Source organism: Cohaesibacter marisflavi (genome assembly GCF_963665895.2).
Taxonomy (GTDB): domain Bacteria; phylum Pseudomonadota; class Alphaproteobacteria; order Rhizobiales; family Cohaesibacteraceae; genus Cohaesibacter; species Cohaesibacter marisflavi.
This window is the reverse complement of sequence record NZ_OY762534.1, coordinates 696,874-722,414: the sequence shown is the minus strand read 5'-3', so window position 1 is coordinate 722,414 and position 25,541 is coordinate 696,874. Positions and strand designations below refer to the sequence as shown.

General features: G+C 53.5%; 20 protein-coding genes. 6 read left to right on the top strand and 14 right to left on the bottom strand.

The window, feature by feature from the left end; genetic code table 11:
* Positions 1 to 36: 36 nt before the first annotated feature.
* The gene (locus ACKPCT_RS04540) at positions 37 to 660 is read right to left on the bottom strand and encodes a LysE family translocator (protein ID WP_090071696.1); all 624 of its coding nucleotides are present in this window, start codon (positions 658 to 660) and stop codon (positions 37 to 39) included.
* A 93-nt stretch (positions 661 to 753) separates the two neighbouring features.
* Positions 754 to 1,095 (bottom strand): hypothetical protein, encoded by a 342-nt coding sequence (locus ACKPCT_RS04535; RefSeq protein WP_139229251.1) that lies wholly within the window; start codon positions 1,093 to 1,095, stop codon positions 754 to 756.
* A 302-nt stretch (positions 1,096 to 1,397) separates the two neighbouring features.
* Between ACKPCT_RS04535 and ACKPCT_RS04530 the strand changes: the two genes are divergently transcribed.
* On the top strand, positions 1,398 to 2,885 hold the full coding sequence (locus ACKPCT_RS04530) for an AMP nucleosidase (protein ID WP_090071700.1): 1,488 nt from the start codon (positions 1,398 to 1,400) through the stop codon (positions 2,883 to 2,885).
* Positions 2,886 to 2,938: 53 nt separating this feature from the next.
* On the opposite strand, the gene ACKPCT_RS04525 is transcribed toward ACKPCT_RS04530, so the two are convergent.
* Both ACKPCT_RS04525 and ACKPCT_RS04520 read right to left on the bottom strand, forming a co-directional pair.
* Positions 2,939 to 4,555 (bottom strand): EAL domain-containing protein, encoded by a 1,617-nt coding sequence (locus ACKPCT_RS04525; RefSeq protein ID WP_319568520.1) that lies wholly within the window; start codon positions 4,553 to 4,555, stop codon positions 2,939 to 2,941.
* Between the two features lie 191 nt (positions 4,556 to 4,746).
* Positions 4,747 to 6,330: an EAL domain-containing protein gene (locus ACKPCT_RS04520; RefSeq protein ID WP_175528025.1), complete on the bottom strand. Its 1,584-nt coding sequence runs from the start codon at positions 6,328 to 6,330 to the stop codon at positions 4,747 to 4,749.
* A 395-nt stretch (positions 6,331 to 6,725) separates the two neighbouring features.
* Between ACKPCT_RS04520 and ACKPCT_RS04515 the strand changes: the two genes are divergently transcribed.
* Complete coding sequence (locus tag ACKPCT_RS04515; RefSeq protein WP_319568519.1) at positions 6,726 to 8,882, top strand: hypothetical protein; 2,157 nt, start codon at positions 6,726 to 6,728, stop codon at positions 8,880 to 8,882.
* A 94-nt stretch (positions 8,883 to 8,976) separates the two neighbouring features.
* Here the strand turns inward: ACKPCT_RS04515 and aspS are convergent, their stop codons facing one another.
* Positions 8,977 to 10,758 (bottom strand): aspartate--tRNA ligase, encoded by a 1,782-nt coding sequence (aspS, locus tag ACKPCT_RS04510; RefSeq protein WP_319568518.1) that lies wholly within the window; start codon positions 10,756 to 10,758, stop codon positions 8,977 to 8,979.
* Positions 10,759 to 11,043: 285 nt separating this feature from the next.
* A complete protein-coding gene (locus ACKPCT_RS04505) occupies positions 11,044 to 11,544 on the bottom strand; it encodes a GNAT family N-acetyltransferase (protein ID WP_319568517.1) in 501 nt (166 codons plus the stop codon).
* A 263-nt stretch (positions 11,545 to 11,807) separates the two neighbouring features.
* Between ACKPCT_RS04505 and rnd the strand changes: the two genes are divergently transcribed.
* Positions 11,808 to 13,040 carry a ribonuclease D gene (gene rnd, locus ACKPCT_RS04500; RefSeq protein WP_319568516.1) on the top strand — a complete coding sequence of 411 codons (1,233 nt, stop codon included), beginning with the start codon at positions 11,808 to 11,810 and terminating at the stop codon, positions 13,038 to 13,040.
* 304 nt (positions 13,041 to 13,344) lie between these two features.
* Positions 13,345 to 14,598, top strand: a complete 1,254-nt coding sequence (locus ACKPCT_RS04495) for an MFS transporter (protein ID WP_090071714.1) — start codon at positions 13,345 to 13,347, stop codon at positions 14,596 to 14,598.
* 70 nt (positions 14,599 to 14,668) lie between these two features.
* On the opposite strand, the gene ACKPCT_RS04490 is transcribed toward ACKPCT_RS04495, so the two are convergent.
* From ACKPCT_RS04490 to ACKPCT_RS04470, 5 genes are all read right to left on the bottom strand, one after another.
* Positions 14,669 to 15,352 (bottom strand): hypothetical protein, encoded by a 684-nt coding sequence (locus ACKPCT_RS04490; RefSeq protein ID WP_319568515.1) that lies wholly within the window; start codon positions 15,350 to 15,352, stop codon positions 14,669 to 14,671.
* Between the two features lie 48 nt (positions 15,353 to 15,400).
* The gene (locus ACKPCT_RS04485) at positions 15,401 to 16,891 is read right to left on the bottom strand and encodes a Ppx/GppA family phosphatase (protein ID WP_407062715.1); all 1,491 of its coding nucleotides are present in this window, start codon (positions 16,889 to 16,891) and stop codon (positions 15,401 to 15,403) included.
* Positions 16,892 to 16,910: 19 nt separating this feature from the next.
* Entirely contained in the window at positions 16,911 to 19,169 is a 2,259-nt protein-coding gene (locus tag ACKPCT_RS04480) for an RNA degradosome polyphosphate kinase (protein WP_407652454.1), read from the bottom strand.
* Positions 19,170 to 19,509: 340 nt separating this feature from the next.
* Positions 19,510 to 20,214 carry an HdaA/DnaA family protein gene (locus tag ACKPCT_RS04475; protein ID WP_090071723.1) on the bottom strand — a complete coding sequence of 235 codons (705 nt, stop codon included), beginning with the start codon at positions 20,212 to 20,214 and terminating at the stop codon, positions 19,510 to 19,512.
* Positions 20,215 to 20,289: 75 nt separating this feature from the next.
* Complete coding sequence (locus tag ACKPCT_RS04470) at positions 20,290 to 21,402, bottom strand: AI-2E family transporter (protein WP_319568514.1); 1,113 nt, start codon at positions 21,400 to 21,402, stop codon at positions 20,290 to 20,292.
* Between the two features lie 380 nt (positions 21,403 to 21,782).
* Between ACKPCT_RS04470 and purM the strand changes: the two genes are divergently transcribed.
* Positions 21,783 to 22,874 carry a phosphoribosylformylglycinamidine cyclo-ligase gene (gene purM, locus ACKPCT_RS04465; protein ID WP_319568513.1) on the top strand — a complete coding sequence of 364 codons (1,092 nt, stop codon included), beginning with the start codon at positions 21,783 to 21,785 and terminating at the stop codon, positions 22,872 to 22,874.
* Positions 22,875 to 22,880: 6 nt separating this feature from the next.
* Complete coding sequence (gene purN / locus ACKPCT_RS04460) at positions 22,881 to 23,543, top strand: phosphoribosylglycinamide formyltransferase (protein WP_319568512.1); 663 nt, start codon at positions 22,881 to 22,883, stop codon at positions 23,541 to 23,543.
* A 94-nt stretch (positions 23,544 to 23,637) separates the two neighbouring features.
* Here purN and ACKPCT_RS04455 read toward each other — a convergent pair whose 3' ends face one another.
* The 3 genes from ACKPCT_RS04455 to ACKPCT_RS04445 form a co-directional block, all read right to left on the bottom strand.
* Positions 23,638 to 23,955, bottom strand: a complete 318-nt coding sequence (locus tag ACKPCT_RS04455) for a hypothetical protein (protein ID WP_319568511.1) — start codon at positions 23,953 to 23,955, stop codon at positions 23,638 to 23,640.
* Between the two features lie 183 nt (positions 23,956 to 24,138).
* Positions 24,139 to 24,561 (bottom strand): nucleoside-diphosphate kinase, encoded by a 423-nt coding sequence (gene ndk, locus ACKPCT_RS04450; protein WP_319568510.1) that lies wholly within the window; start codon positions 24,559 to 24,561, stop codon positions 24,139 to 24,141.
* 194 nt (positions 24,562 to 24,755) lie between these two features.
* Positions 24,756 to 25,445: a glutathione S-transferase family protein gene (locus ACKPCT_RS04445; RefSeq protein ID WP_319568509.1), complete on the bottom strand. Its 690-nt coding sequence runs from the start codon at positions 25,443 to 25,445 to the stop codon at positions 24,756 to 24,758.
* Between the last annotated feature and the right edge of the window lie 96 nt (positions 25,446 to 25,541).

Sequence of the window (25,541 nt, the reverse complement as noted above, 5' to 3'; positions counted from 1 at the left end):
GCTTTTTCAATTCATGCGAAAGGGAGCAAAGCCTTATCAGCGTTGGGTAAGAGCAAGCTTCGCACCAAGCGCCACAAAGGTCGCGGCAAAGCCACGCTTCAACCACGCCATAACAGCCGGACGAGACAGAAGCTTGTCCCGCACAGACGCAGCCGCAACACCAACGAGGGCGAAAACAAGAAGCGTCATCACCATAAAGATGCTCCCCAATTCCACCATATCAAGCATCGGACTGGCCGTGTTCACATCGATGAACTGCGGCAAGAACGCGAGAAAGAAGATCGACAGTTTCGGGTTGAGCAGATTGAGCAGAATCCCGTCCCGCACAATACCCAAGGCTGACGGTCCCTGCACGGACGCATCATCGAGATGATCCGCATCAAACTGTTCCTTATCCTTCAACATCTTGTAGGCCATGAACAGAAGATAGGCGACACCGGCAAATTTGACCATTTGAAACGCCATCGCACTGGCATGCAACAGGGCGGCAAGCCCGAGCACCGCTGCGGTGATATGAGAGATAATCGAGAGCGTACCACCCAACGCCGCCATCAAACCCATACGCAGGCCTCTACGCAAGGTCACAACGAGCGTAAAGATCATGCCCGTCCCAGGCGTGATCACGATGAAAAGCGAAGTGAGAAGAAATTCAATAGTCATGGCACTCGGCAATCTGTTTGATGAAGCTGGCCGGTAGCATACCACCTAAATGTGTTTTGCCAATCCTATAGATTACGCAGTTTTAAAAGCGTATCATTTGCCGATATCCTTGAATTGGCAATTATCGATCGTCTGAAAATGCGTGATGAGATAGCTGCCCTTGCCATAAAACTCAAACCGGCAGCCAAAGCGCGCCCCGCCAAAAGGCTGGATGTTGGCATTCACCTCGGTATTCTCGCTGACATTCAGACAGATCACATCACCAACCGGCAGATTGCGCTCAATCTGCCCACTCTTGCTCTTCAAAAGTATATAGAGTGTTTGATCGGCTCCATTTTCTAGACAAGCAGCCCATACAGGCACGCTCAAAGGAAACACCAAAACGGTATAAGCAAAAATAGCCCTGATACCGGCGAACAAAAAGTTTCTTCTCATAAGAACATCCCTTTCGGCACGGCAATTTTATTTGAAATGATGCAGAATTCTGATTTAATACATCTTTCTCCAAAAATAATATAAACCACTTTTGTAAAAATTTCGAAAAAGACCATCATTTAAAATATTAATACTACACTCAAAGAAGTTAAAAGATCAGCACAATCTTTAGTCGCTCTTGAATGCGCAAGGGTGCACACATAATTGCAACACCAAAGCCGACATTGTTGCCGATAAAACATTTCCGCTTGACCTTTTTGTCAAAACACCTGAAAAGGCCAGAGGAAAAGGAGAATGAATAAATGAAGACAGCCTTTTCCACGATCGCTCCGGATCGCTTCAGCCATGAAACATTTCGTGATGCAGAAGCCGCCATTCAGCGACTACTGGATATTTATCAAGTTCATACTGAATTCCTCAGAGATGCCTTCACCCGCGTCGCACAAAATGATGTGCCTTCGACCGGGCGGTATCGTGCGACCTATCCTGAAATCCGCATGACGACAGATACCCATGCCCAGATTGACTCCCGCCTGTCATTTGGCCATGTCCCTGGTCCGGGCACTTATTCCACCACCATCTCCCGTCCGGATCTGTTCAGCCACTATCTCAAGCAGCAGATTGAACTGCTTTTGTCCAATCATAACGTCGCCATTGAAGTGGGGCCTTCCATGACCCCGATCCCCATTCACTTTGCCTGGCCAAATGGCATGAATGTGGAAGGCGCCCTGCCCGAAACATGGTCTCGCCCCTTGCGCGACGTCTTCGATGTGCCTGATCTGGCCATCACCGATGATGCAATCGTCAACGGAACGCAGCATTATGGCCCCGATGAAGTCGTCCCGCTGGCGCCCTTCACCGGCCCGCGCATCGACTATTCTCTGCATCGACTGGCCCATTACACCGCCACGAAACCGGAGCATTTCCAGAACTTCATCCTGTTCACCAACTACCAGTTCTATATCGACGAGTTTGTGAACTGGGCCAGAGAACAGATGGCAAATGGCTCCGAGGACTATGTGGAATTTGTCGAAGTCGGCAATCAGGTTACCCCTTCGGGTGCAACCGAACCTGTTGAGGGCGAAGCACCGCCACGCCTACCACAAATGCCTGCTTATCACCTCAAGCGCAAAGATCAGAACGGCATTACGCTGGTCAATATCGGCGTCGGCCCGTCCAATGCGAAAACCATTACGGACCACATCGCCGTCCTGCGCCCCCACGCATGGCTCATGCTGGGCCACTGCGCCGGCCTGCGCAACACACAGCGTCTGGGTGACTATGTTCTCGCTCACGGATATGTCCGAGAAGATCACGTTCTGGATGCCGACTTGCCCACTTGGGTTCCCATTCCGGCACTCGCGGAAATTCAGGTAGCATTGGAAGATGCGGTCGCAGACATTACGGGTCTCAAGAATTACGAGCTCAAGCGCATCATGCGAACAGGCACCGTCGCCTCCATAGACAACCGGAACTGGGAATTGCGCGACCATAAGGAACCGGTGGAGCGCCTGTCTCAATCCCGCGCCATTGGCCTTGATATGGAATCAGCGGCCATCGCAGCGAACGGTTTCCGCTTCCGTGTGCCCTACGGCACTTTGCTCTGTGTGTCAGACAAGCCCTTGCATGGGGAATTGAAACTGCCCGGCATGGCCAGCGACTTCTACACCCAGCAGGTGCGCCAACATCTCAAGATCGGTATCAAGGCGATGGAAACGTTAAGAGGCATGCCAATCGAGCGGCTTCATTCTCGTAAGCTGCGCAGCTTTGCCGAGACGGCCTTCCAATAGGCCGCAAGTAAGACAGAATACAGGTTAGAAAGAGCACAAGAAGAGGCGCCGCATTATGCGGCCTCTTCTGCCCCGGTTTCCGTTGCTTCTTCCATATCGGGGATCACTTCGCTGGCGGTCTGGCGCTTGCGCGCAACCTTCATCAACTCACAGAAGGAAGCTGCTGGCAAAGGCGGTGCAAAGAGATATCCCTGCGCAGCCGAGACGCCCATTTTACGCAACTGGATAACCTGCTGTTCGGTCTCCACCCCTTCAGCGATGACGCCAATATTCAGATTCTCAGCCAACGAAATCAGCCCCTGAACCAATTCGGGACCAGCAAAGCCCCCATCCAACGCATCAACCAGCAGCTTGTCCAGCTTCAGAATATCCACGCTGATAGAAGACAGGTTATAAAGCCCGCTATGGCCTGACCCCACATCATCCAGTGCAATTTCAGCGCCCAGGGCCCGAATCTGACTGATGACATCTTTGGCCAGATCCATTTCCTGGATCGGCACCCGATCAGAAATCTCGAAAATCAGATTCTTAAAGCCCAGCTTGCTATCCTTAAACACATCTTCAATATCGGCTACGATGGAATCGTCGATCATCTGATGGGAAAACAAGTTGAGCGCAACCTTGAAGACCTGCCCCTCACGCACGACCGGATCCAGTAGCCGACAACTATCCTGCATGATCCGGCAAGTTACCTCGCGCGTGAGCCGGTAATTCTGGGCCAACGGAATGAATTCATGGGGCGGCACAACGCTTCCGTCAGGCTTGAGCCAACGGGCAAGCACTTCGCATCCGGTGATAGCGCCGCTATCAAGATCAATAATCGGCTGCATATAGGGCACGATTTCGCCATTATCGAGCGCATCTAGAATGATGTCTCCATCGGAGGGCCTATAGCGGCCAAAATACCATCCGATACCAACCATGATCAGGCCGAAAAAAAGGCCCAGTAGATTGATGAACTCTCGCTCATCAGCCGTCACAACATCAATCGCGGCCTCGGTAATAGACATCTGCACTTCAAAGGGCAACACATCGGAATGCACAGACACCCGATCAATGATCTCGCCGCCAGCTGTTTCCGGTTCGAGAATGAACCAATGTGTACCGCTTCCCATGGAGAGCATAGCATAACGGAACCGCCGCAAATCATTGCGTACCGGGTCGATGCGGACCAGTTCACCCGGAACACGCGCCACCAGACGGCGACCATTGGCAACATGGCGCACAACCAGCAAGGATGGCATATCAAATTGCCCGGCACCGGCCGATAGAGACAAGGTAACAGCCTTGTCTCCGACCTGATAGGCAGGCAACAAACCGGTTTGGCGGGCCGACTGGCCCAGATCTGTGCAGACCAGATTGCCATTGCGATCCACCAGACCAATGGTATCGATCCAGGCAGTAGAGCGAGCCGCGTCACTATAGCGATAACGATGGTCCGTCGTGCAGGACAGGCCTGGAGATTGCGCCAGATTATTCAGGACATTGATTGCAGTTTGAGCGGCATCGCTCGCCCGTTCCAGCATGACATCTGCCGAGATTTGCAGGTCTTCCTTGATCTCTTTTTCAACCTGCCAACGCATGGCAAATTGCATGCCGATGGTCAGCAAGCCTGCGCTTACCGTCGCCAGTAACGAGTATCCCGCAATTTTCTTGGCATTTCTGATCATAGAGCCTCGCTCAAACAATTGCGCTAATTTGAGCATAAATCAGTGAAAATTCAGTTGATTTTTGGAAACATACCAAGAAACATCGACACGCAGCGGAAACGCCGATTTCGCGCCTTCCGAGCAGCTGCTGCAGTATCTATTACCTAGGAGATATCCGAGCACAAATACACACCTCGATCCGGCTCAGCACATCAGGAGACGGTTTTCACATTGTCCTTGTTGGCAGCTGGAATTTGTTTCTTCTTCTGGTTTTTTCCACCCAACGCACCGACCAACTGAAGATAGGCAGAAGCCGGCAGAGCCGGAGAGAAGAGAAAACCTTGTGCTTCGTCGATCCCCGAGCGCCGCAGATAGTCAAGCTGCTCATCGGTCTCTACGCCTTCAGCAACGACGACCATATCCATGCCCTTGGCCATCTGACTGAGAGAATCGATGATCGGGACGGTTTCAGTCTCTGCCGTGATGGTGTCCACAAACAGTTTGTCGATCTTGATGATATCCATGCCCAGCTTTTGCAGATAGGCGAAACCACCATGGCCTGTACCGGCATCATCAAGCGCCACCCGAATGCCAAGTTCCTGCAACCTTGCAATGATGGCCCGCGCCCGGTCCAGATTTTCCAACGGCAACCGCTCGGTCACTTCCAGAACGAGCTGTTCAAACCGCACGCCAGAATTGCCAAAGACCTGCTCTACTTCGCGCACGATGGCCAGATCCTCAAAATGCTTATTGAACAGATTGATCGCAACCTTCAGGTTCGGATGCTTGGCGTAGCTCTCGGAGAGATCTTCAGCCACCTGCTCCATCAGCAGCGCGGTCATCGGCAGGGCCAGGCCCGAGGCTTCAGCCACATCGATAAAATGGCCGGGAGAAAGGATCGTCCCATCCGGCTTGCGCCATCTGACAAGAACCTCACAGCCAGCCAGCCTGCCGCTCTGGATATCAAGAATGGGCTGATAGTAGGGCACAAATTCCTTACGCTTGATCGCCTGCTCCAGACTGACATACGGATCCGGCTTGCGCAGCCCCATCCGGACAAAGAAGAACATGATCAACGCACCGGTCAGAATACCAAGACCATCAACGACCCGCATCACGCCGCCAAAGGAATCCCACACCGCCGAAAAAGGCAGAGCAACAGAGACCGTTAGCGGATAGCGCGAAGAATTGACCTCGTGGGTGATCAGATCTTTGACCCAATTCGGATCAGGCTCGAACGAATAGAAGGGCGCCCTTTGGCGCAGTCGACTAACCGGCGTGCTTTCGGTGATAGTCTCGTTATTTTTCAGCTTCATCGAAATGCGGTAGAAATCGACATAATCCGTCTGCATGCCCTGCGGAACGAAATTCTCCACAAGAATGAACCCGCCAATCGAAACAAACTCAGTGATATGCCATTGAACAAGCAAACCTTCCTTGCCTGTCAAACTATCGCGCACCGCCCGGTAGCTCAAATGATCAACTGCGCCGATCACCTGCGATGACGTAGGCTGGAAGCTGGTGCTCTCCTTGATAGAAGAGCAGTACATATACTCACCATTATAAATAAGCCCGACATCATGCAGCACCGAGTGACGCAGCATCATTCCGCGGAAACGCTCCTGAAGCGCATTGTCGCAAACGGGAACGCGGAAATGAGGCAAAGCAGAGAAAACATCGATGGCTTCTTGAACAAAGGTCTCGGCCCGCACCAGCGTACGCTGCGCTGTCTGATCCAGGAAACGCTCCCCCCGGCCCATCAGATAGTCGCGCATGGCTATATGGGCGGCAAACACCGGGAAAATTCCCAGGACCACGCCAAGAAATAGCAAAATTATGGACCGAAACCGATTCTTCAAGGCGCACTTCCCTTCTCTGGCAAGAGAATAATCCGCTGCGGCTAACAGAGGATTAACCATAATCAAAGCGCGATAGTGTTGCGTAAATTGCCGTTATGAAATCTGGGCGACATTAGTCCAACACATTCTCAAAATAGAAGCGTTGAAACTCAAGGGATGCTAGAATCGATCCTAGACATTTCGTAACCGACTCCCTTATCCATCGACAGGAGCAATGCGGCATGCGTCAAACCATGCCAAGACCGTAAAAAACCTGCACAAACATTTGTTTCCGAGCATTTGTTATCAATCATTTTCGCAGATCTTCTTCTTGTAAATGAGGCTCACTTTCTATGAAACGTACAAGTCTTACCCTCGGCTTCCTTCTTGTCTCCACCGCTCTGGTGCATGCCCAAAGCGATGCGGAAACAGCTTGGGACGCGATTTTCAAAGACATGAATCAGTCCGGATTGCTGACAGCAACAAACGGTTCCGTTCATTATAACGAGGCAACGGATAGCCTGACCGTTCAAAATCTTGTCTTCAAGACCGACTTTTCCCTGCCAGTTCCTACAAAGCGCACCTTCAGCGAGGAAAGCGACGACACGGCGGCTGATGGCATATCAAAAGAGGGCAAGAGCAAAAGCGAGCTGAAAATCGCCCTCAAGATTGCTTTGCCGACCGCTGTCTACACCGGACTTCGTCTTGAAGAGGCCGGTTATGCCTATGACAGCATGACCATTGATACAATGACTGGCTCATTCGATATTGATGCTCCGGGAACAGCTGACGACACTCACCTGAAGCTGGAAACCACGGGCAAAAGCACCATAACAGCGGCCTATTCCCCCTTCCTTGGCGAGTTCAAGCTTGCTCCATCGCGGCCGATCGGCAGCGTGATGGACTATATCCGCCCGCTACTCATGCAGACGCGATATGAAAACACTTCCGTCGAAGGGATGATCGCCAAGCAATATGTGGATGCCTATCAGGACGCTGTGCAGACCACAGAAACGGGGCCAATGCAGGTATCGGATGTCAAAAATGGCAGGATCGGCAGCTATGAAGTTGCCTATCAGAAAACTGACATGGTCTTCGATGGCAAGAACAGTTTCCCCCCAGAATCAGATCTGGCTCAGGGCAACCCAGCCCAAGTCACCTACACCATCAACAAGACCCGTTACGAAGGCTATGACATAGGCGCTCTGTTGAGCGTCATCGACCCCAACGCGGCCCCTATCGAAGGTACCAAGTCCGTTCTGGAAAAGAGCGAAATGGCGGGTATCAACGTATCTGTCCCGAATCTCGCTGAAATAAAGATCGGCCCGGCCAGCCAGTCGGACATCACAGTCAAACAGCCGGCTACCTATCTGGTGCCACTCCTCGACAAAATGATTGCCGAAGATCTCAATCCGGATGACTTGTCCGAAGAGGACCAGCAGGCATTAATTGAATCCGGTTTTGACCTGGCCAGAAGCTTCGCCATGGGCCTTACGGAAATTGGCAAGACTGAGGCAAGCATCACGCTTCCCAGTGGCCCTTACCTTGGCCAGAAAGCCACGCTTGGCTTCGACTCGATCCGGCAGGCAGGTTTCAGCAGCTATGGCATTGAGGAATCGTCCATTTCCGGAATGACCTATGCCGGACCACCCGCAATGAGCTTCAAACTTGGCCGTCTCGCCATTGAGGATCTTGAATTTGCCGACTACCAACTGATCAAGCAGGCAATATTCAATTCCATGAAGGGCAACCCACCGCAGGGTAGCGAAGCTGTCAAGCTTGGCCCGAATGCACTCACCCTTGCCCTTAAAGACCTCGCCTATGAAGACAGCAAGGGTAACGCGCTCTCGGCCAATGAGGTAAATCTGCATTATGACCGGATAGGATTGGCTATTCCGGCAGAAGTCACCACAAAGATCGACAATCTCACGATTGCCAAGTCCATGCTGCAGCATCCCCTTGCCGGAGTCCTTCTTGATCAGCTCGGACTTGATAGCGTGACGATCAATGAAGAGCTGGCCATGACGTGGGACGATGAAAGCCAGACCTTCCAAATCAGCCCGATCATGTTGGAATTGCCGAATATCGTCTCCCTTTCCGGCTCTCTTGGCGCAGGCGGCATCATGCGTGATTATCTCGAGAACCCGGAAACGGCGCAAGCAGCCATGGCAACCGCCTCAGTGCTTCCTGCATCCCTGACGCTCAAGGATCTGGGCGGACTGGATGATTTGATCAAATTGGTAGGCGTTACCATGGGCATGGGACCGGACCAGACACGCGAAATGGCATCGATGCAGCTTCGTGCTGTGTTGAGCGGCTTCACGGAGGCGGCTTTTTACGACTCCGTAGTGAAAGAAGTCGACATGTTCCTGAAAGATCCGCAAAGCCTGATGGTAAGCCTCAACCCATCCAATCCAGTGCCAGTTGCTCAGCTTTTGGGTGTCGCGGCCACCGCACCGCAGCAGATTCCATATCTGCTGGCCATTGGCGTGATCGCCAACGACAATTAACGGCATCTTCGTTCATCAGTGCAGAATACAGAAATAGAAAAGGCGGCTTTAAAAGCCGCCTTTTCTTTGTAAATCAGAAGATTCCAGAGATTTCTTATTCTGGAAGATTAAGTCGCAGGTGCAACTCACGAAGCTGCTGATTGGTCGGGTCGCTTGGAGCGCCCATCATAAGATCTTCAGCCTGCTGGTTCATAGGGAACAGGGAGATCTCACGCAGGTTCGGCGTACCACAGAGCAGCATGATGATGCGGTCCATACCGGCAGCCATTCCACCATGCGGAGGAGCGCCATACTGGAAGGCACGATACATGCCGCCGAAGCGTTCCTGCAGAACTTCTTCGCTGTAACCGGCAATCTCGAAAGCCTTCTTCATGACTTCGGTCTGGTGGTTACGAATGGCACCAGAGCCGATTTCATAGCCGTTGCAGACGATGTCATACTGATAAGCGTCCAGTTCGAGCGGATCCGTGTTTTCCAGCCCTTCCAACGCACCTTTCGGCATGGAGAACGGGTTGTGGCAGAAGTCCACTTTCTCTTCGTCTTCGTTCCACTCATACATCGGGAAGTCAACGATCCAGCACAGATCGTAGCGGTCGCGATCAATGAGATCCAGTTCTTCGCCCACACGGTTACGGGCGCGGCCGGCAAAGTCGTAGAATTTCTTCGGATCACCGGCAACAAAGAAGCAGGCATCCCCGGCATCCAGACCAAGCTGGGTGCGGATGGCTTCAGTGCGTTCCGGACCGATATTCTTGGCAAGAGGCCCTGCCCCTTCCAGAGATCCGTCTTCGCCCTTGCGCCAGAAGATATAACCAAGGCCAGCCTGGCCTTCGCCCTGCGCCCAGCTGTTCATGCGGTCACAGAAGGTCCGAGCACCACCGGTTTTGGCCGGAATGCCCCAAACTTCGTTGGTGCTGTCTTCGAGCATGCGCGCAAAGATCTTGAAGCCGGAGCCGCGGAAGTGGTCGGAAACCTCTTCCATAACGATCGGAATACGCAGGTCAGGCTTATCAGAGCCATATTTGCGCAGCGCTTCCTTGTAAGGAATGCGTGGGAAGTCCTGCGTAACAGGCTTGCCCTCGGCGAATTCTTCGAACAGGCCGCGAATGACCGGTTCCATCGTGGTGATCACGTCTTCCTGTTCAACAAAGCTCATTTCCATATCGAGCTGATAGAATTCACCCGGCAGACGGTCTGCACGCGGATCTTCATCGCGGAAGCAAGGAGCGATCTGGAAATATTTGTCGAAACCGGACATCATCAGAAGCTGTTTGAACTGCTGCGGAGCCTGCGGCAATGCGTAGAATTTGCCCGGATGGATGCGCGAAGGAACAAGGAAGTCACGCGCGCCTTCCGGCGAAGAAGCCGTCAGGATCGGGGTCTGGAATTCGTTGAATCCGATTTCGTTCATGCGACGACGCGCAGAAGCGATGATGGCAGAGCGCTTCAGGATGTTCGCGTGCAAGGTTTCACGGCGCAAATCCAGGAAGCGGAATTTGAGACGTGTATCTTCGGGATAATCCGGCTCACCAAAGACCGGCATCGGCAGCTCTTTGGAAGCACCAAGAACATCCAGCTTGGAGATAAAAATCTCAATCTGGCCGGTCGGCAGCTGGTCATTGATCGTGTCTTCAGAGCGGGCTTTGACCTCGCCTTCGATACGAATACACCATTCACCGCGCACTTTTTCAGCGTCGGTGAAGGCTGGGGAATCCGGATCGGCCACGACCTGGGTCAGACCATACTGGTCGCGCAAATCGATGAAAAGAAGACCGCCATGGTCACGGACACGGTGTACCCAACCGGACAAGCGAACGGTTTCGCCCACATGGCTCTCTCTGAGATCGCCACAGGTATGGCTGCGATAAGGATGCATGAATAAACCCTGATGCTTGAGATGGCGCCTGCGATTTGCATCAAATGGCAAAGCTCACATCTCGAATTGAAACTTCAACCGATAAATCGTCCCGCCTTTCATAAAGCGCAATTCTCTCGGTTTCAACGCAAAAAGGGCGCAGAACCTACGCCCTATGTTAAAAATCTGGCCGGACCCTGCATCTCTGCGCGCAAGGTGTCAAGCCAAACAGCCCAAAACCGATGGCTTTTTCGAAAAAAGCTTGGGGGTTTGCTCCAGTCTGGCCAAAGTCTGGCCAAAAGCCTCCTATCGAGCGGCAAAAAAACCTTCAGGAAACTCCATCCGCCCATAGGGCATCCGGTTATCGAAAGACATGATCAGGAACTCGTCAGCCATATCCTTCACGCTGGCCATCTCAGGCGCATTCATAAAGCCGAGCGGTTTGAAATAGTCGGGATCCCCGACAAGTGCGACGCCCTTGCCATGCATCTGCCGGAGCATCTCCAGTCCTTCCGCAATCAAAGCCTTGCGGATCCCCTGGCTGAGGCACTCAGGCAGAACCGAAACCGGCCCCAGCGCATACCAACCTTTATCGCCCCCGGACACACGCACCGGACAAAAAGCGACATGACCAACGATAGTCCCATCAACCTCGGCAACGAGCGACAGGGTTACGAGACCAGACTTGCGCAATTCATTCAACGTGAAATAGCCATTCTGCTTTCCAAGCTGATGCTGTCTGGCTGCGGCCAGTGTTACATTCATGATCGCGTCGAAATCCGCGGCCGTTTCTTTTCTTATTTCCATGATGCAATCCGACAAAGAGGCTGTTTCGGAAAAAGACGATGACCAATCGTCCCCAAAAATTAAATCATGGAAAAGTTCCAAACAAAAGTTCTCCCAATAGCTATGCAACAAAAGAGTGACGGTCTACGCCGTTAAGAAAATTGGCAATTTTTCCCAATAGCGGTGGCTTTTTGCAGCAACACACTGCAATAATCCCCATTGCCAGCCGAGTCCTTGCAAAGAATTGGCGACAAAAGACGAAATGTTCGATATAAGCGAGCCCAATGAAGACGATCACGACTACTGCCGAGCTGGCAGACGCTTGCAAAAAATGCGCAGAGCACCCCTACGTAACCGTAGATACGGAATTTCTGCGTGAAACGACCTATTGGCCGAAACTTTGCCTCATCCAGATGGCCTCCCCTGACGATGCGTTTCTTATAGATCCGCTCGCAGAAGGGCTTGATCTTGCGCCATTCTTTGAATTGATGGCTGATGAAAACGTGACGAAAGTTTTCCATGCAGGCCGACAGGACATAGAAATCATCTATCATATGGGTAATCTCATTCCTTCGCCCATGTTTGACAGTCAGGTCGCTGCCATGGTGTGCGGCTTTGGTGATTCCATATCCTACGACCAGCTCGTTCAGCGCCTCACCGGCACGCGTCTTGATAAATCCCATCGTTATACCGATTGGTCCCGCCGTCCGCTCACTGAAAAGCAACTTACATATGCTCTGGCAGACGTAACGCATCTGCGCGACGTCTATCACGCCCTTCATGCCAATCTGGATGAACAGAACCGCAGCGAATGGGTTCAGGAAGAGATGAAGATTCTCACCTCTCCGGACACCTATTACACCGCGCCTGTCAACGCCTGGAAGCGCATGAAGTTGCGCATCCGCAAGCCGCGCGAGTTTGCTGCCCTTAAAATGCTGGCCGCATGGCGGGAATCCGAAGCGCAATCGCGCGATGTGCCCCGCAACCGCATCCTGAAGGATGAAGCCATTTTCGAATTGGCCATCCATCAGCCAAAGACACCGGAAGCTCTCACCGCGCTGCGCTCCATCTCCAAGGGCTATGAGCGTTCAAAGGCCGGTCAGGACCTCTTGCAACTGATGCATGAAGTGGCTGACATTCCGGCAACCGAATTGCCAGATGTGCCCAAAGGCAAGAACCAGCCGGAAGGCTCAGGGGCCGCCGTTGACCTGATGAAGGTGTTGCTCAAGCTGGTGTCCGAGCGTCATGGTGTGGCTGCCAAGGTCATTGCCACTGTCGATGATCTTGAAAAGATCGCCTGTGATGACGATGCCGATGTTGCTGCGCTCAAAGGCTGGCGCAAGGAACTGTTCGGGCAATATGCACTGCGTATCAAACGCGGCGAAATGGCTCTACGCCTTGAAGGCAAGCGTGTTGGTACGATTGAATGCGACCCACCCGAATTGCCAGCCCAGAACAAAAATGGCAAGCGCTCCGGCAAGAGCCGCAAGGCAAAGCAGCCAGAGACATCATCATAATGTGAGCGCATATCTGCGCTCACTGGCTCCCGCATGCTGGACAAAGCCCGACAATCCTTTTAAGACAGAGCTCTTAATAAGTCCCACTTGTACCAAGACGGGTCAGGATCCAGGGCAAGTTTTCCATTTTGTCCAGGATTCTTTCGAGATGCAGCTTTTGCGTCCCATCATACAAGCCTCATTCTGCCCTTGATGCGGCGTCAAATGCCGCCCTTCCGAGGGCTCTCAATCGTCTCGAAGTCTGGGAAATACCTCATTGTTGCGAGTCTTGGTCAACTGCGCCAAGCGTTGCTGGAATTATTGGATGACTTTGAATTTCCGAGCGGTTTTCCGCTCTTTGAGTACTTACAACTACCGCCTCTGGTTCGCGGGTGCCCTGATTTCCAACATCGGCACATGGATGCAACGCACCGCGCAGGACTGGCTAGTCCTGACCGAATTGACCGACCATAGCGCCTCGGCCGTGGGCATGACCATGGCCTTCCAGTTTGGTCCCCAGCTACTGCTATTCCCGATCACCGGCCTGGTGGCCGATATGTTTGATCGGCGCAAACTGATGATCGCAACCCAGACCATCATGGGCACATTGTCCCTGATCCTTGGCGCCCTTGTCATCACAGGGCTTGCCGAGCTGTGGCATGTCTATCTGCTGGCATTCCTGTTCGGATGCGCTGCTGCCTTTGATGCTCCCACCCGACAGACCTTCGTCAGCGAACTCGTCGCCAAGAAAGATATCTCCAACGCTGTCGCCCTCAATTCGACCTCCTTCAACAGTGCCCGCATGATCGGCCCTGCCGTTGCGGGGCTTTTGATTGCCGCCTTTGATACGGGCCCTGCCTTTATCATCAATGGTTTGTCTTTCGGCGCTGTACTTCTTTCGCTCCTGCTGCTACGCAAATCCGAGCTGCAGCCGAGCGTATATGCCCGCCGGTCAACCAAGGGCATCATGGACGGTTTCCGCTATGCCTTCGGGCGCAGAGACTTGAGCGTCATGCTGATCATGCTGTTTCTCATAGGCACTTTCGGCATGAATTTCCCGATCTACATTTCCACCATGGGCGTGAAACTGTTTCATGCCGATGCGCAAGGCTACGGTCTGCTGACGACCTTTTCCGCTATCGGTACGCTGATGGGGGCCCTGATGGCCGCAGGGCGAGAAAGCCCGCGTTTTGAGACCCTGTTCATCGGCACAGCTATGTTCGGCTTTGGCTGCCTGATTGCAGCCATGACCCCGGGTTACTGGTGGTTTGCCATAACGCTTATTCTGGTCGGCCTGTCGGCCATGACCTTCCTGAACACATCAAACGCGCTGATGCTGCTTTCTACTGATCCGGAAATGCGAGGACGCGTGATGGCCCTGCGCTTTGCCATCACCATGGGAGGCACCCCGATTGGCGCTCCCATTGTGGGATGGGTTGCGGATAACCTGGGGCCTAGATGGGCACTTGGGGTTGGTGCCTTTGCAGGCTTTGCGGCGGCCATGGTTGCGCTTTATCATTTCTCGCAAAGCAAGCTGCGCAATCAGCCGGTCATGTTCACGCCCGATGACCAGCTCTGAGGCAACTAATAAGCGCTTCGCCGATCTATATCGAGCTTAGCAAGTCTTTATCAAGCTTATCCAGCTTTGTTCAAGCCTCGCCGGCAACCTCTCCGATGGAATCGATGACGAAATCTTCATCCTCATCCTCCGGCTCGATGCGCTCCGCGCCAACCAGTTGCATATAGGGCAAATCACGGAAGCGCGCGACCAGTTGTTCCCAGAGCGCGGAGACAAGAGCCACCGGCAACTGATCCTCTTTCAAAACGGCCTTGACTTCCAGCAACCGGTTGCGCTCGACCTTTGAGAAGGTCAGAGCCAACTCGGCAGGCTGTTCAGCCTCGATGCGGGTCACTTCCACCCATGTCGCGGAATTCTCCTCAACGGACAGAACGCTCTTCGCCATGACGAAATCCGCGCCGGGCGGGAAAATGCTATCGGAGATGTCGATCAGCCGTACATCCTGCCAACTGGGCCAGACTTCCTTTGCAAAGCGGTCTCCCTGCTCGGCGAAATCATCAAAGCACCAGTCGATATTGTTTGCCCCCTCACCAACCAAGTCTTCCTCGAAAGTAACGCGGACCTCAGCCAGATAGGCATAATCGACGATCGAGATCTTGCCCTCTTCGATAGCTTCCGGGTCACTGGCGGCAAACAGCACATACTCACCATAAGGAGCTCTGTCACGATAACAGGCCTCCACGGAGACCGGCTGCATAGTGCCTCCTTCTCCCAATACGCCATGAACGACAATCCAGTGAGCATCTTGATCCATTTGTTCCTTCATTGAGCGACAGACTCCATTCCCCGATCAGCTCCGAGTTCAAACAATTTGCGCGTCATAACCCAGCAATCTAACGAAGCTGGTAAAGCGCCGTTCCAGCTTGCTATGGCGCAGCATCTTGAGGTCGTCAGGCAGCGTCAACACCGCCGTGTCATCCGCTAAACGAATATCCAGACGGTCAAGCACGCCCGGCAAATCGCCAACGGCAGCATGCGCGAGCCGCTGGGCAGCCCCAGTGATCTGCGCCATGGTGCGCAGATGCAGATTGCTCATCTCCCGCATGCGCCCGGAAAGTTTGGCCCCGGACAAGCCTTCATGGCGGAAATAGTTCGACATCGCCAGATAGGCCCGACCGGGATGGTCGATGCCAATGAAGGTGCTATGGGCGATGACATTAAGGCTTTGAGTGCCCCGATAATCCGGATGCGCCCGCCAGCCCATATCCGTCAACAGACAGGCAGCCCGCCGCAAACGTTTTTCATAATCGGTTTCCGCAACTTCGAGCGCCTCATAGACCTTGTCGAGCCAATCGGCCAGCTCATGGGCATATTGTGGCGAGCGGGAGCGCAACACACAAAGGTCCTCGCAGGCAGAAAGCAACGGATCTTCTTGCTGGATCTCTGCTGGCAGCAGCTCATACAAATGCCCCTCACGCACCCCCAAAGAGGAGAAAACGATCCGCTTGGGCTTCCCCTTCCTGATCACTTCATGAAGCACCGCCGCGCCATAGGGAAGCAGGCTGCGTCGTGATTTGGAAACAGCACTGATGCCGGAGAAATCTTCAATGTCATCCCGAATGCATTGATGGCAGAATTCCAAAGCCTCTTCGCCATCTATTTCATAATGATGCATCACATGCAGGGGATAGCCCACCGAGGCCATATGCAGCTTGCCCAAGGCACGCCAGGTGCCACCGATGGCATAAAAGGTCTTGCCCTCAAGTTCCTTCAGCTGTTCTGATTGGACCAGCTCATTCTTGGCTATTTTCTGGGCCTGCTTCACAGAGCCTTCAGACATGTCCTGCAAACGCAGACCACCCAGCGGATGAGTGGCACCGACACCCAGTGTCTGGCCATCAACAGACACAAGTTCAAGGCTTCCGCCCCCCAGATCCCCAACCACGCCACAAGGGTCCAGCATTGCTGAAACAACACCAAGAGCCGATTTGCGCGCCTCATCCTCTCCGGAAAGCACCAGAGCCTCAATGCCGCAAATCTCTTCCACCTGTCGCAGAAAATCCGGTCCGTTGCTGGCGTCTCTGGCAGCGGCCGTGGCCAGAACATATTTATTCTTCACGCCCGCAGTATCCATGAGGAAACGAAACCGGCGCAAAGCCGCCAAAGCGGCATCCACGGCCTTTTCCTCAAGCTTGCCGGTTACGCCGACGCCGCGCCCCAAACCGCACAGATGCTTTTCATTATACATCGGCACCGGCGCACGTGCCTCGCGCTCATACATGACGAGGCGCACCGAGTTTGAACCGATGTCAACCACAGCAACAGGAACAGATCCACTGATCCGCCCCTGCATGGTGAGTTTGTCCAGATTCTTATCGCTGGATTCGATCTGTGAATGCCCTTGGAGAGTCATTTTCTAGTGAGTCACCTCGCCCTGAAAGACTTGGGTTGGTCATGAAGAAGCTATGCGCATTGAAAGGCTGTTCGCCCTCCGCAGCTTGAATTCGGCGCGATGAGCCATCGGGCAGAATTTCCCAGCTTTGCTGATTGTCCATTATATTGGCGACCATGATCTGATCAAGAACCTGAGCATGGATCGTAGGGTTGGTAACCGGAACATAGGTTTCACACCGGCGGTCCAGATTACGCGGCATCAGGTCGGCAGACCCGAAATAGATGATGGCTTCCTTGTTTGGCAATTCCTCACCGTTGCCGAAACAAATGATACGCGAATGTTCAAGGAACCGTCCAACGATCGATTTGACCCGGATATTATCGGACAGACCCGGGAATTGCGGCCTGAGACAACAGATCCCGCGGATCACAAGATCGATCTTCACGCCTTCCTGACTGGCGCGATAGAGCGCATCGATCAGGGTGGGATCAACAAGCGAATTAGCCTTAGCCCAAATGCGCCCCGGACGCCCGGCCCGCACATGCTCGATTTCATTCTCGATATGCTCAAGCAAGGACTTGCGCATGGTGTAAGGAGAAACGAGCAACTTCCTGAGATGGTCCGGTTCGGCATATCCGGTGATGAAGTTGAACACACGGGCCACATCCATCGCGATTTCTTCATCGGCGGTGAAGAAGCTGAGATCCGTGTAGATCTTGGCCGTGATCGGGTGATAGTTGCCCGTGCCAATATGACAATAGGTGACCAGCTTGCCCTCTTCGCGACGCACCACCATCGACAATTTGGCGTGGGTTTTCAGCTCGATAAAGCCAAATACCACTTGCACACCAGCGCGCTCCAAATCACGCGCCCAACCGATATTGGCCTCTTCATCAAAACGCGCCTTCAACTCGACTAGCGCCGTCACGGACTTGCCCGCTTCCGCCGCCTCGATCAGGGCACGAATGATGGGAGAATTCTTGGATGTCCGATAAAGTGTCTGCTTGATAGCAACAACGTCAGGGTCCAAAGCTGCCTGCAGCAAATACTGCGCCACGACATCAAAGCTCTCATAAGGATGATGGACAACAATGTCCTTTTCCTTGATGGCGGCGAAGCAATCGCCGTTATGCTCGCGAATCCGCTCAGGGAAGCGTGCATTGTAGCTCTTGAACTTGAGCTCTGGACGATCCAGCTTGACCAGTTCGGACAGATCACTCAGGCCCAGCGGCCCATCGATATCAACGACCTCATCATCATCCACATCAACAGCATGCGCAACGAAATTACGCAGGTCTTCATCTGTCGAGGTTTCCAACTCCAGACGAATGATCGACCCTCTGCGACGACGCTTCAGCGCGCTTTCAAAATGCCGTACCAGATCTTCGGCCTCTTCCTCGATTTCCAGATCCGAGTCGCGAATAACCCGGAAAGAGCCGATATTGATCACTTCATAGCCGGGAAAAATGCGATCGATAAACAGCGAGACGACCTGCTCGAGCAGAATGCAGCGGTGGCTATCTTCAGCTTCAGCAACACTTGGCAGTGTCACAAAGCGTTTCAAGGCATTGGGCATGCGGACAATGGCCGTCAGATCACCATGGCCATGCCCGCCCTTGAGATTGAGAGCCAGCGAGAAGCCCAGATTGGGAATGAAGGGGAACGGATGGGCCGGATCGACCGCAAGCGGGGTCAGCACCGGGAAGATATCTTCAAGAAATGCCTTTTCCAGAACCTGCATATCCTGATCGGTCAGATCCTTCGGCTCAATCAGAAGGATCTTTTCCTCTTCAAGCAACAGGCGTAAATCCTTGAAGCAAGCTTGCTGACGATCCACCAGCTCATTCACTGCTGCGTTGATCTTGACCAGTTGCTGCCCGGCATCAAGACCGTCTGCACTGATCGATGTAATACCTGCCCGCTTCTGGCCTTTCAGACCAGCTACACGCACCATGAAAAATTCATCAAGGTTGCTGGCGGAAATGGAAAGAAAGCGCAGGCGCTCCAGCAAAGGATGGTTCGCATTCTCGGTTTCTTCCAGCACGCGACTGTTGAAGCCGAGCCATGAAAGCTCCCGGTTCACGAACCGCCCCGGACTGGCCATCAAAGCTTCGATTTCTTCCTGGCTGGGACGCATTTCCACGCTCGGTTCGTCGGAAACAACAGGCACACCGGCGTCAGAAGCGCCAACAGGTTCTGGTGATGAATATGGATGCGTTTCATTGATATCAGACATAGAGGTCCGTCCGTCACTCTTGAATGAGGAAGCTGCATCGCCCCATCGTCAAGGGGTGCGGCTTCTGTTCTGCCGTTACCGTCTCCCCCTTCTTCATGCAAGGCCATGGAATCAAGGAGAAAACGAAAACACTCCGCGCCCATTCTCAAACAGCTGAAACAATCAGGCATCGACATTCAGGGCGCACTGAACCAGCGAATATAGAAACACCTTAGCAGTTATGTGACGCTTGTCACAATGCGGATATTGTGCCCGATCAGATATCAACATGGAAGCTTGAGGGTTTGAGGCCTGCGAGAAGCAATCCTCTTCAAGCACCCGACCTTGAGCCACCGACCATTTAGGGCACGAGCCCGTCAGCCTTGTCTGAGAGTTCCTTGAGAATCAAAGACACGAACGGCCGCGTTATGGTGCGATGCTGCGCCAAAGCCTGCTGGTCAATAGCCTCCACAATCACCAGTGCCGCGCCAATAGAACGTTCCATGCGCATGAGAATATATTCAATCACACTCGGGTCTGGAGAGAGCTGACGATCCGCGAACAGTTTGACAAGCACGCTGCGTAACAGCTCGTCATCGGGCTCGTAAATCTCGACCGGTGTCGTCAGGCGCAACCGGGACATGAGATCGGGCAAACCGACCCCCCAGCTTTCAGGCCAGTTTCGGGCGGTAATCAGCACATAAGCCCGTGCTTCACGCGCAGCATTGAGCAAATGGAACAGGGCGGTATCGTCCCGTTCAGGGCTGTCCGCGTCCTCAACCACGATGGCCCCGCTTTGCACCAGCTCGGTGGGGTCCGCATCATTCAGATCCGCGACATTCACGATCATTGCGTTGCTGCGCTCTTGCCAGATATTGGCAAGATGCGACTTGCCCGCCCCAACCGGCCCTGCCAGCAACAACCAACTCGCGGGCCAGTTCGGCCACAGATCAATCATGTCAAACGCGGCCCTGTTAGATGGACCTCGCAGAAAATCTTCCCGTCCCATCGCCGCTTCATGAGGGAGCTGTAAGGGCATCTGATCACTTATTTTTGCTGAACCCATCGAATTTCCTCACGCCAGCCTTCATTTCAGACATCCGTTCTTGTCGCAGATACGGAGCCCGTCTTGTTGTTATTGTTATTCCGGTTTGGCTTCATCGCCAGCCCCATTGCCATCAGCAGGGACCTGATGATAGCCACGATAGAGCGGAGAATGCACATACTGGTCAAGAATATACCGCACGACAACGCCAATCGCGGCCGCTGCCGGCACAGCGATTAACATGCCCACAAACCCGAACAGGGATCCAAACGCCAGCAATGCAAACATCAGCCACACCGGATGCAGCCCCACCCGCTCGCCTACAAGCCGCGGCTGCAAGATGTTGCCTTCAAGAAACTGCCCGACAGCAAACACACCAATGGTCAACCCGATGGGAATCGGATCCGGCCAGAATTGCACAATGGCAACACCACCCGACAGAATCAGCCCGATGGTTGCCCCCGCATAAGGCACAAAACTGATGATACCGGCAATCAACCCAATCAACAGGCCGAAGTTAAGGCCCACCAGCGACAGGCAGATGGCATAGAATGTCCCCAGAATGAGCCCCACCAAGATCTGCCCGCGCACAAAGCCGGAAACGCTCTCATCAATCTGATCGAACAGATCCCGAATCGTTTCTCTATGATCGCGCGGCAGGAAGCCGTCGATGGTATTCACCATGCGGTCCCAGTCATGCAGCAGATAAAACGCAACCACCGGCGTAATGACCAGCAGTGCCAACATGTTCAAAACGGCCTGCCCGCCATTCCATACCGACTTGAGCAACTGACCGGCCCATGAGGCCCCCTGCGCGACAATATCCTTGATATTATTCTGCAGACTCTCCGCATCAAAGTTAGAGAGGAATTTGGGCATATAGTCCGATGTGCTGTTGCTGATCATGGACTGCAGGGAGGCAACATATTCAGGCATTTTCTGGCTAAAACCCGCCATCTGATGCGCCAGAGCCGGCACAATCAGCACCAGCAGCAGAATGAAGATCAGCACGAAAATCATCAGCACCGAAATGGTCGCCCACAGCCGGTTCATGCCAAGGCGCTCAAAAGCATCGGCTACAGGGTCGAGGAGATAGGCAAGCGCCATTCCGGCAACAAAGGGCAGCAAGATCCCACTGAACACGTAAATGCACAGCACGAAGGCGGCAAAAGCACACATCCAGACGATAAACTGTTTTTGCAACGTCATATTCATTCCCCAAGCCGTTTGACCTCAAGCCGATTGACCATGTAGCCCTCAACGTCCGCTCAAATCATTTAAGAGGTCGGGCTCCTTATATCAAAACCCAAGGGCATATGGATATGTTCCTTTGATGACAAAAACAAATTGAACAGCCTATCCAATGCTCAGCCACAGGCTTTCAGCATGCCTGTTCATTCAGGTGCAGGCAATCAACTTCTCCCCTTTGGCCTGCAACTGGCACGCATCCACGTGCCTAAATGACGCTACAGAATCGCAAAACCGCGCTTTTTGCGCTCATAAAGCCGCAAGAGGGCTTGCAATTGCAGCGAAATTCGTGTGTCTCAGGGGCAAAGAAAACGCGTCGTAATTTGTGTCAGGGATCCACTATGTCCGATCAGACCCAAGAAACTAAATCCTCCGCCCCAAACAACCTAACCTACGCAGATGCCGGCGTGGATATTGATGCGGGCAACGCCCTGGTCAAGGCCATCAAACCCATCGTCAAGGCCACGGCTCGGTCAGGATCGGACACCGAAATTGGCGGCTTCGGTGGCTTGTTCGACCTGAAGGCGGCAGGCTTCACCGACCCGGTGCTGGTGGCGGCCAACGATGGTGTAGGCACAAAGCTGAAAGTCGCAATCGAAACCGGCAAGCATGACACCGTCGGCATCGATCTGGTTGCCATGTGCGTCAACGATCTTGTTGTTCAGGGCGCCGAGCCTCTGTTCTTCCTTGACTATTTTGCCACTGGCAAACTTGATGTCGAAGCGGCGACCGATGTGATCGCAGGCATTGCCGAGGGCTGCAAGCAAGCCAACTGTGCTTTGATCGGTGGTGAAACCGCCGAAATGCCCGGCATGTATGCCAAGGACGATTATGATCTGGCAGGCTTTGCCGTAGGGGCTGCCGAACGCGGCACGCTGTTGCCCAAGGATGTCAAAGCAGGCGATGTCCTCATCGGGCTGGCCTCATCGGGCGTTCATTCCAATGGCTTCTCGCTGGTGCGCCGCATTCTGGAAGCAAACAAGCTGACTTTTGACAGCCCGGCTTCCTTTGCTGATGGCAAGTCCATTGGCGAAGCCCTGCTGGAGCCGACCCGCATTTATGTGCGCTCCACCCTCAAGGCCATTCGCGAAACAGGCGGCGTCAAGGCACTGGCTCACATCACCGGTGGCGGCTTCCCTGAAAATATCCCGCGCGTCCTGCCTGACGGTCTAGCTGCCCATCTTGATCTCGCCGCAGTTACGCCTCCGCCAGTCTTTGGCTGGTTGCAGAAACTGGGAGGTGTTGCCGACAAGGAAATGCTGCGCACCTTTAACTGCGGTGTCGGCATGATCATCGTCGCCGAGCCAGAAAAAGCAGATGCCGTGATCGCCACTCTTGGCGAAGCAGGCGAAGCCCCCTTCAAGCTGGGCACGCTGGCAGACCGCGAAGACGATGCGGTCGTCTATGACAGCATGATCAATTTCGGGAGCTAAGCCGTCATGTCCAAGGCAAAAAAGCGCACCGCGATCCTGATTTCAGGGCGCGGTAGCAACATGACCGCGATTCTCGAAGCCGCAAGAGCAGAAGACTATCCCGCCGACATCGCCCTCGTGCTGGCCAACAATGCCGACGCCAAGGGCCTTGAAACCGCCGCGCGTGAAGGCATCGCCACGGCCGTTGTCGATCATCGCCCCTTCAAGGGCGACCGCGAGGCGTTTGATGCGGAAATCCAGTCCGTGCTGGAAGCCAATGACATCGAACTGGTGGTGCTCGCCGGTTTCATGCGTATTCTGACGCCGGGCTTCGTGGAAAAGTGGCATGATCGCATGCTCAACATCCACCCCTCGCTGCTTCCATCCTTCAAGGGTCTGCATACCCATCAGCGCGCCATCGACACAGGCTGCCGCCTTGCCGGTTGCACCGTGCATTTCGTCCGCGCCGATATGGATTCCGGCCCCATCATCACCCAAGCCGCCGTACCTGTTCTGGATGATGACGACGAAGACAGCCTGGCCGCACGCATCCTCGTCATGGAGCACAAGGTCTATCCACGCGCGCTGGCACTGGTCGCAGCCGACCGGACAAGCGTTGATGGCATGCGCGTGATCATAAAAGAAGACGAAGACGACAAGCAGCCCTCAGACCGCTTTCTGTTCCACTAGAGCGTCGAACCAACCTCTATCATAGACAAAGAAAAGCCGATGAATGCGATATCCATTCATCGGCTCTTTCATTTCTCAAATCGGCAACTTGGAACTATTTGTTACAAGACGCATAGTTACTCAAGATCGTGCGTTTCTGCCCCCAGCCCGGCTTGCCGCTCTTAAGAGCGCGTTCAAGATCCTTGCCCTCAAGACTATCCACGAACTCTTTGGCTGCACATTTGCAAGCAGAGAGAATGCCATCCGTCTCGTCATCCTTGGCCTTGGGCCAACGATCATACAGGCAGAAATCCACAATGCGCGCGCGATAAAGATCTTTCGTCAACCCATCCGCATTGGCCGGAGCGCCAAGCATCGTCAAGGAGATCGCAGCCGCAGCCAAAACAGAGTAACCGCTTCCAAATCTGAACATGAATATTCCCTCAAAAAGTAAAACCGATGTCGCCAATTTACTGATTCCATTGATGAGAGCAATCCGGCAGGCCAATTTTACGGCCCAAATCAAACAATTGTCATCAAATGGCAGATCTGAATATAGAAAAGCCCCCGACACTCAAGGCTCGGAGGCTTAAATCAGCGAACCAGATGGTCTGGCTTATCCGACAATCTCATCATCGGAAAAGAAAAACTGAATTTCCCGCGCAGCGCTTTCCGGTGAATCAGATCCGTGAACCGAGTTCTCGCTCATGGAAAGGGCGAATTCCTTGCGGATGGTCCCCTCATCGGCCTCTTCAGGATTCGTCTTGCCCATCACTTCCCGGTTAAGAAGAATGGCATTCTCACCTTCTAGAACCTGAACGATGACCGGCTCGGAAATCATGAAATCAACGAGCCCCGCAAAGAATGTCTTGCCCTGATGCTCGGCATAAAAGCCTTCGGCCTGCTCTTTGCTCATACGGATGCGCTTGGAGGCAACGACGCGCAATCCAGCCTCTTCCAGCTTGGCTGTGATCTTGCCGGTAAGATTGCGCTTTGTTGCATCTGGTTTGATAATGGAAAAAGTGCGTTCGATAGCCATGGCATCTCCCCTCTTGACTTTGCTTCACCATAGCCGACGCACCTCTTCCCTGCGTCAGCAGGTTGCATTGCGCCGCTGTATAGCCTGCCCCCAAAGCACCCGCAAGAAAAAACCCGCCGAAATGCCAACGAAACCAAATAGACGCGAATTTATATTCATTTGGACACAAAGAAGATCAGAACTACACAAGTGAATTATACTTTAGGACTACACCCCAAGCCATCATACAGATCCAAACAACGATCAAACCACTGTGCAACCGGATCATCTTCTTCTAACAGAACAAAATCAGAGACCATACGCGCCCATTGGAATGAACCGAAAATACTATAGTCCGCATAGAGAGGAGCCTCGCCGCCGAGAAATGCCTGATCGCGCAATGCAAGGCGCATGGGCAGAAGACTTTCTCGGAAAGCATCAAGGCGGTCTGGAGAACGATCCGGCACCTCTTCGAGCGCACAGCCGAAGCGTTTCTCACGGGTGGTGCGGAAATAGGGTTGGTCCTTCTCATCCAACCGATTGTAAATATCCAGCAGACAAAAGCGAACCAGTTGCTTGTCGACAACGGCATTGGCCCAGCGATCAATGAAGTGCGCCATCTTCTGCCCGCCTTCTCCGCCAAACAGCGAGGGCAGATCCGGGTATGTATCTTCCAGATATAAAGCGATGGCAAAAGAATCCCGAACGACAGTGTCACCATCAGCTATCACAGGAACAGTGGTCTGCCCACCTCCCTCAATGGACTTGATCTCGGTAAACAGCGTCGCAACCGTTTCCACCTCAAGTCCCTTGTGAGCCAGAGCCATGCGGGTGCGCCAACAGGCTGGAGAAAAGCGGAGGGCCCTGTCTGCGGTACACAAATCATATAGCTTGATCGTCATCATACATTCCTCAAAGGGTTTCGGGGCTGCGCATAATGCAGGGAGCGAGCCAGATTGGCCAGCACAAGTTGCAAAACACTTGCTCTTTGTCCTCAAGGC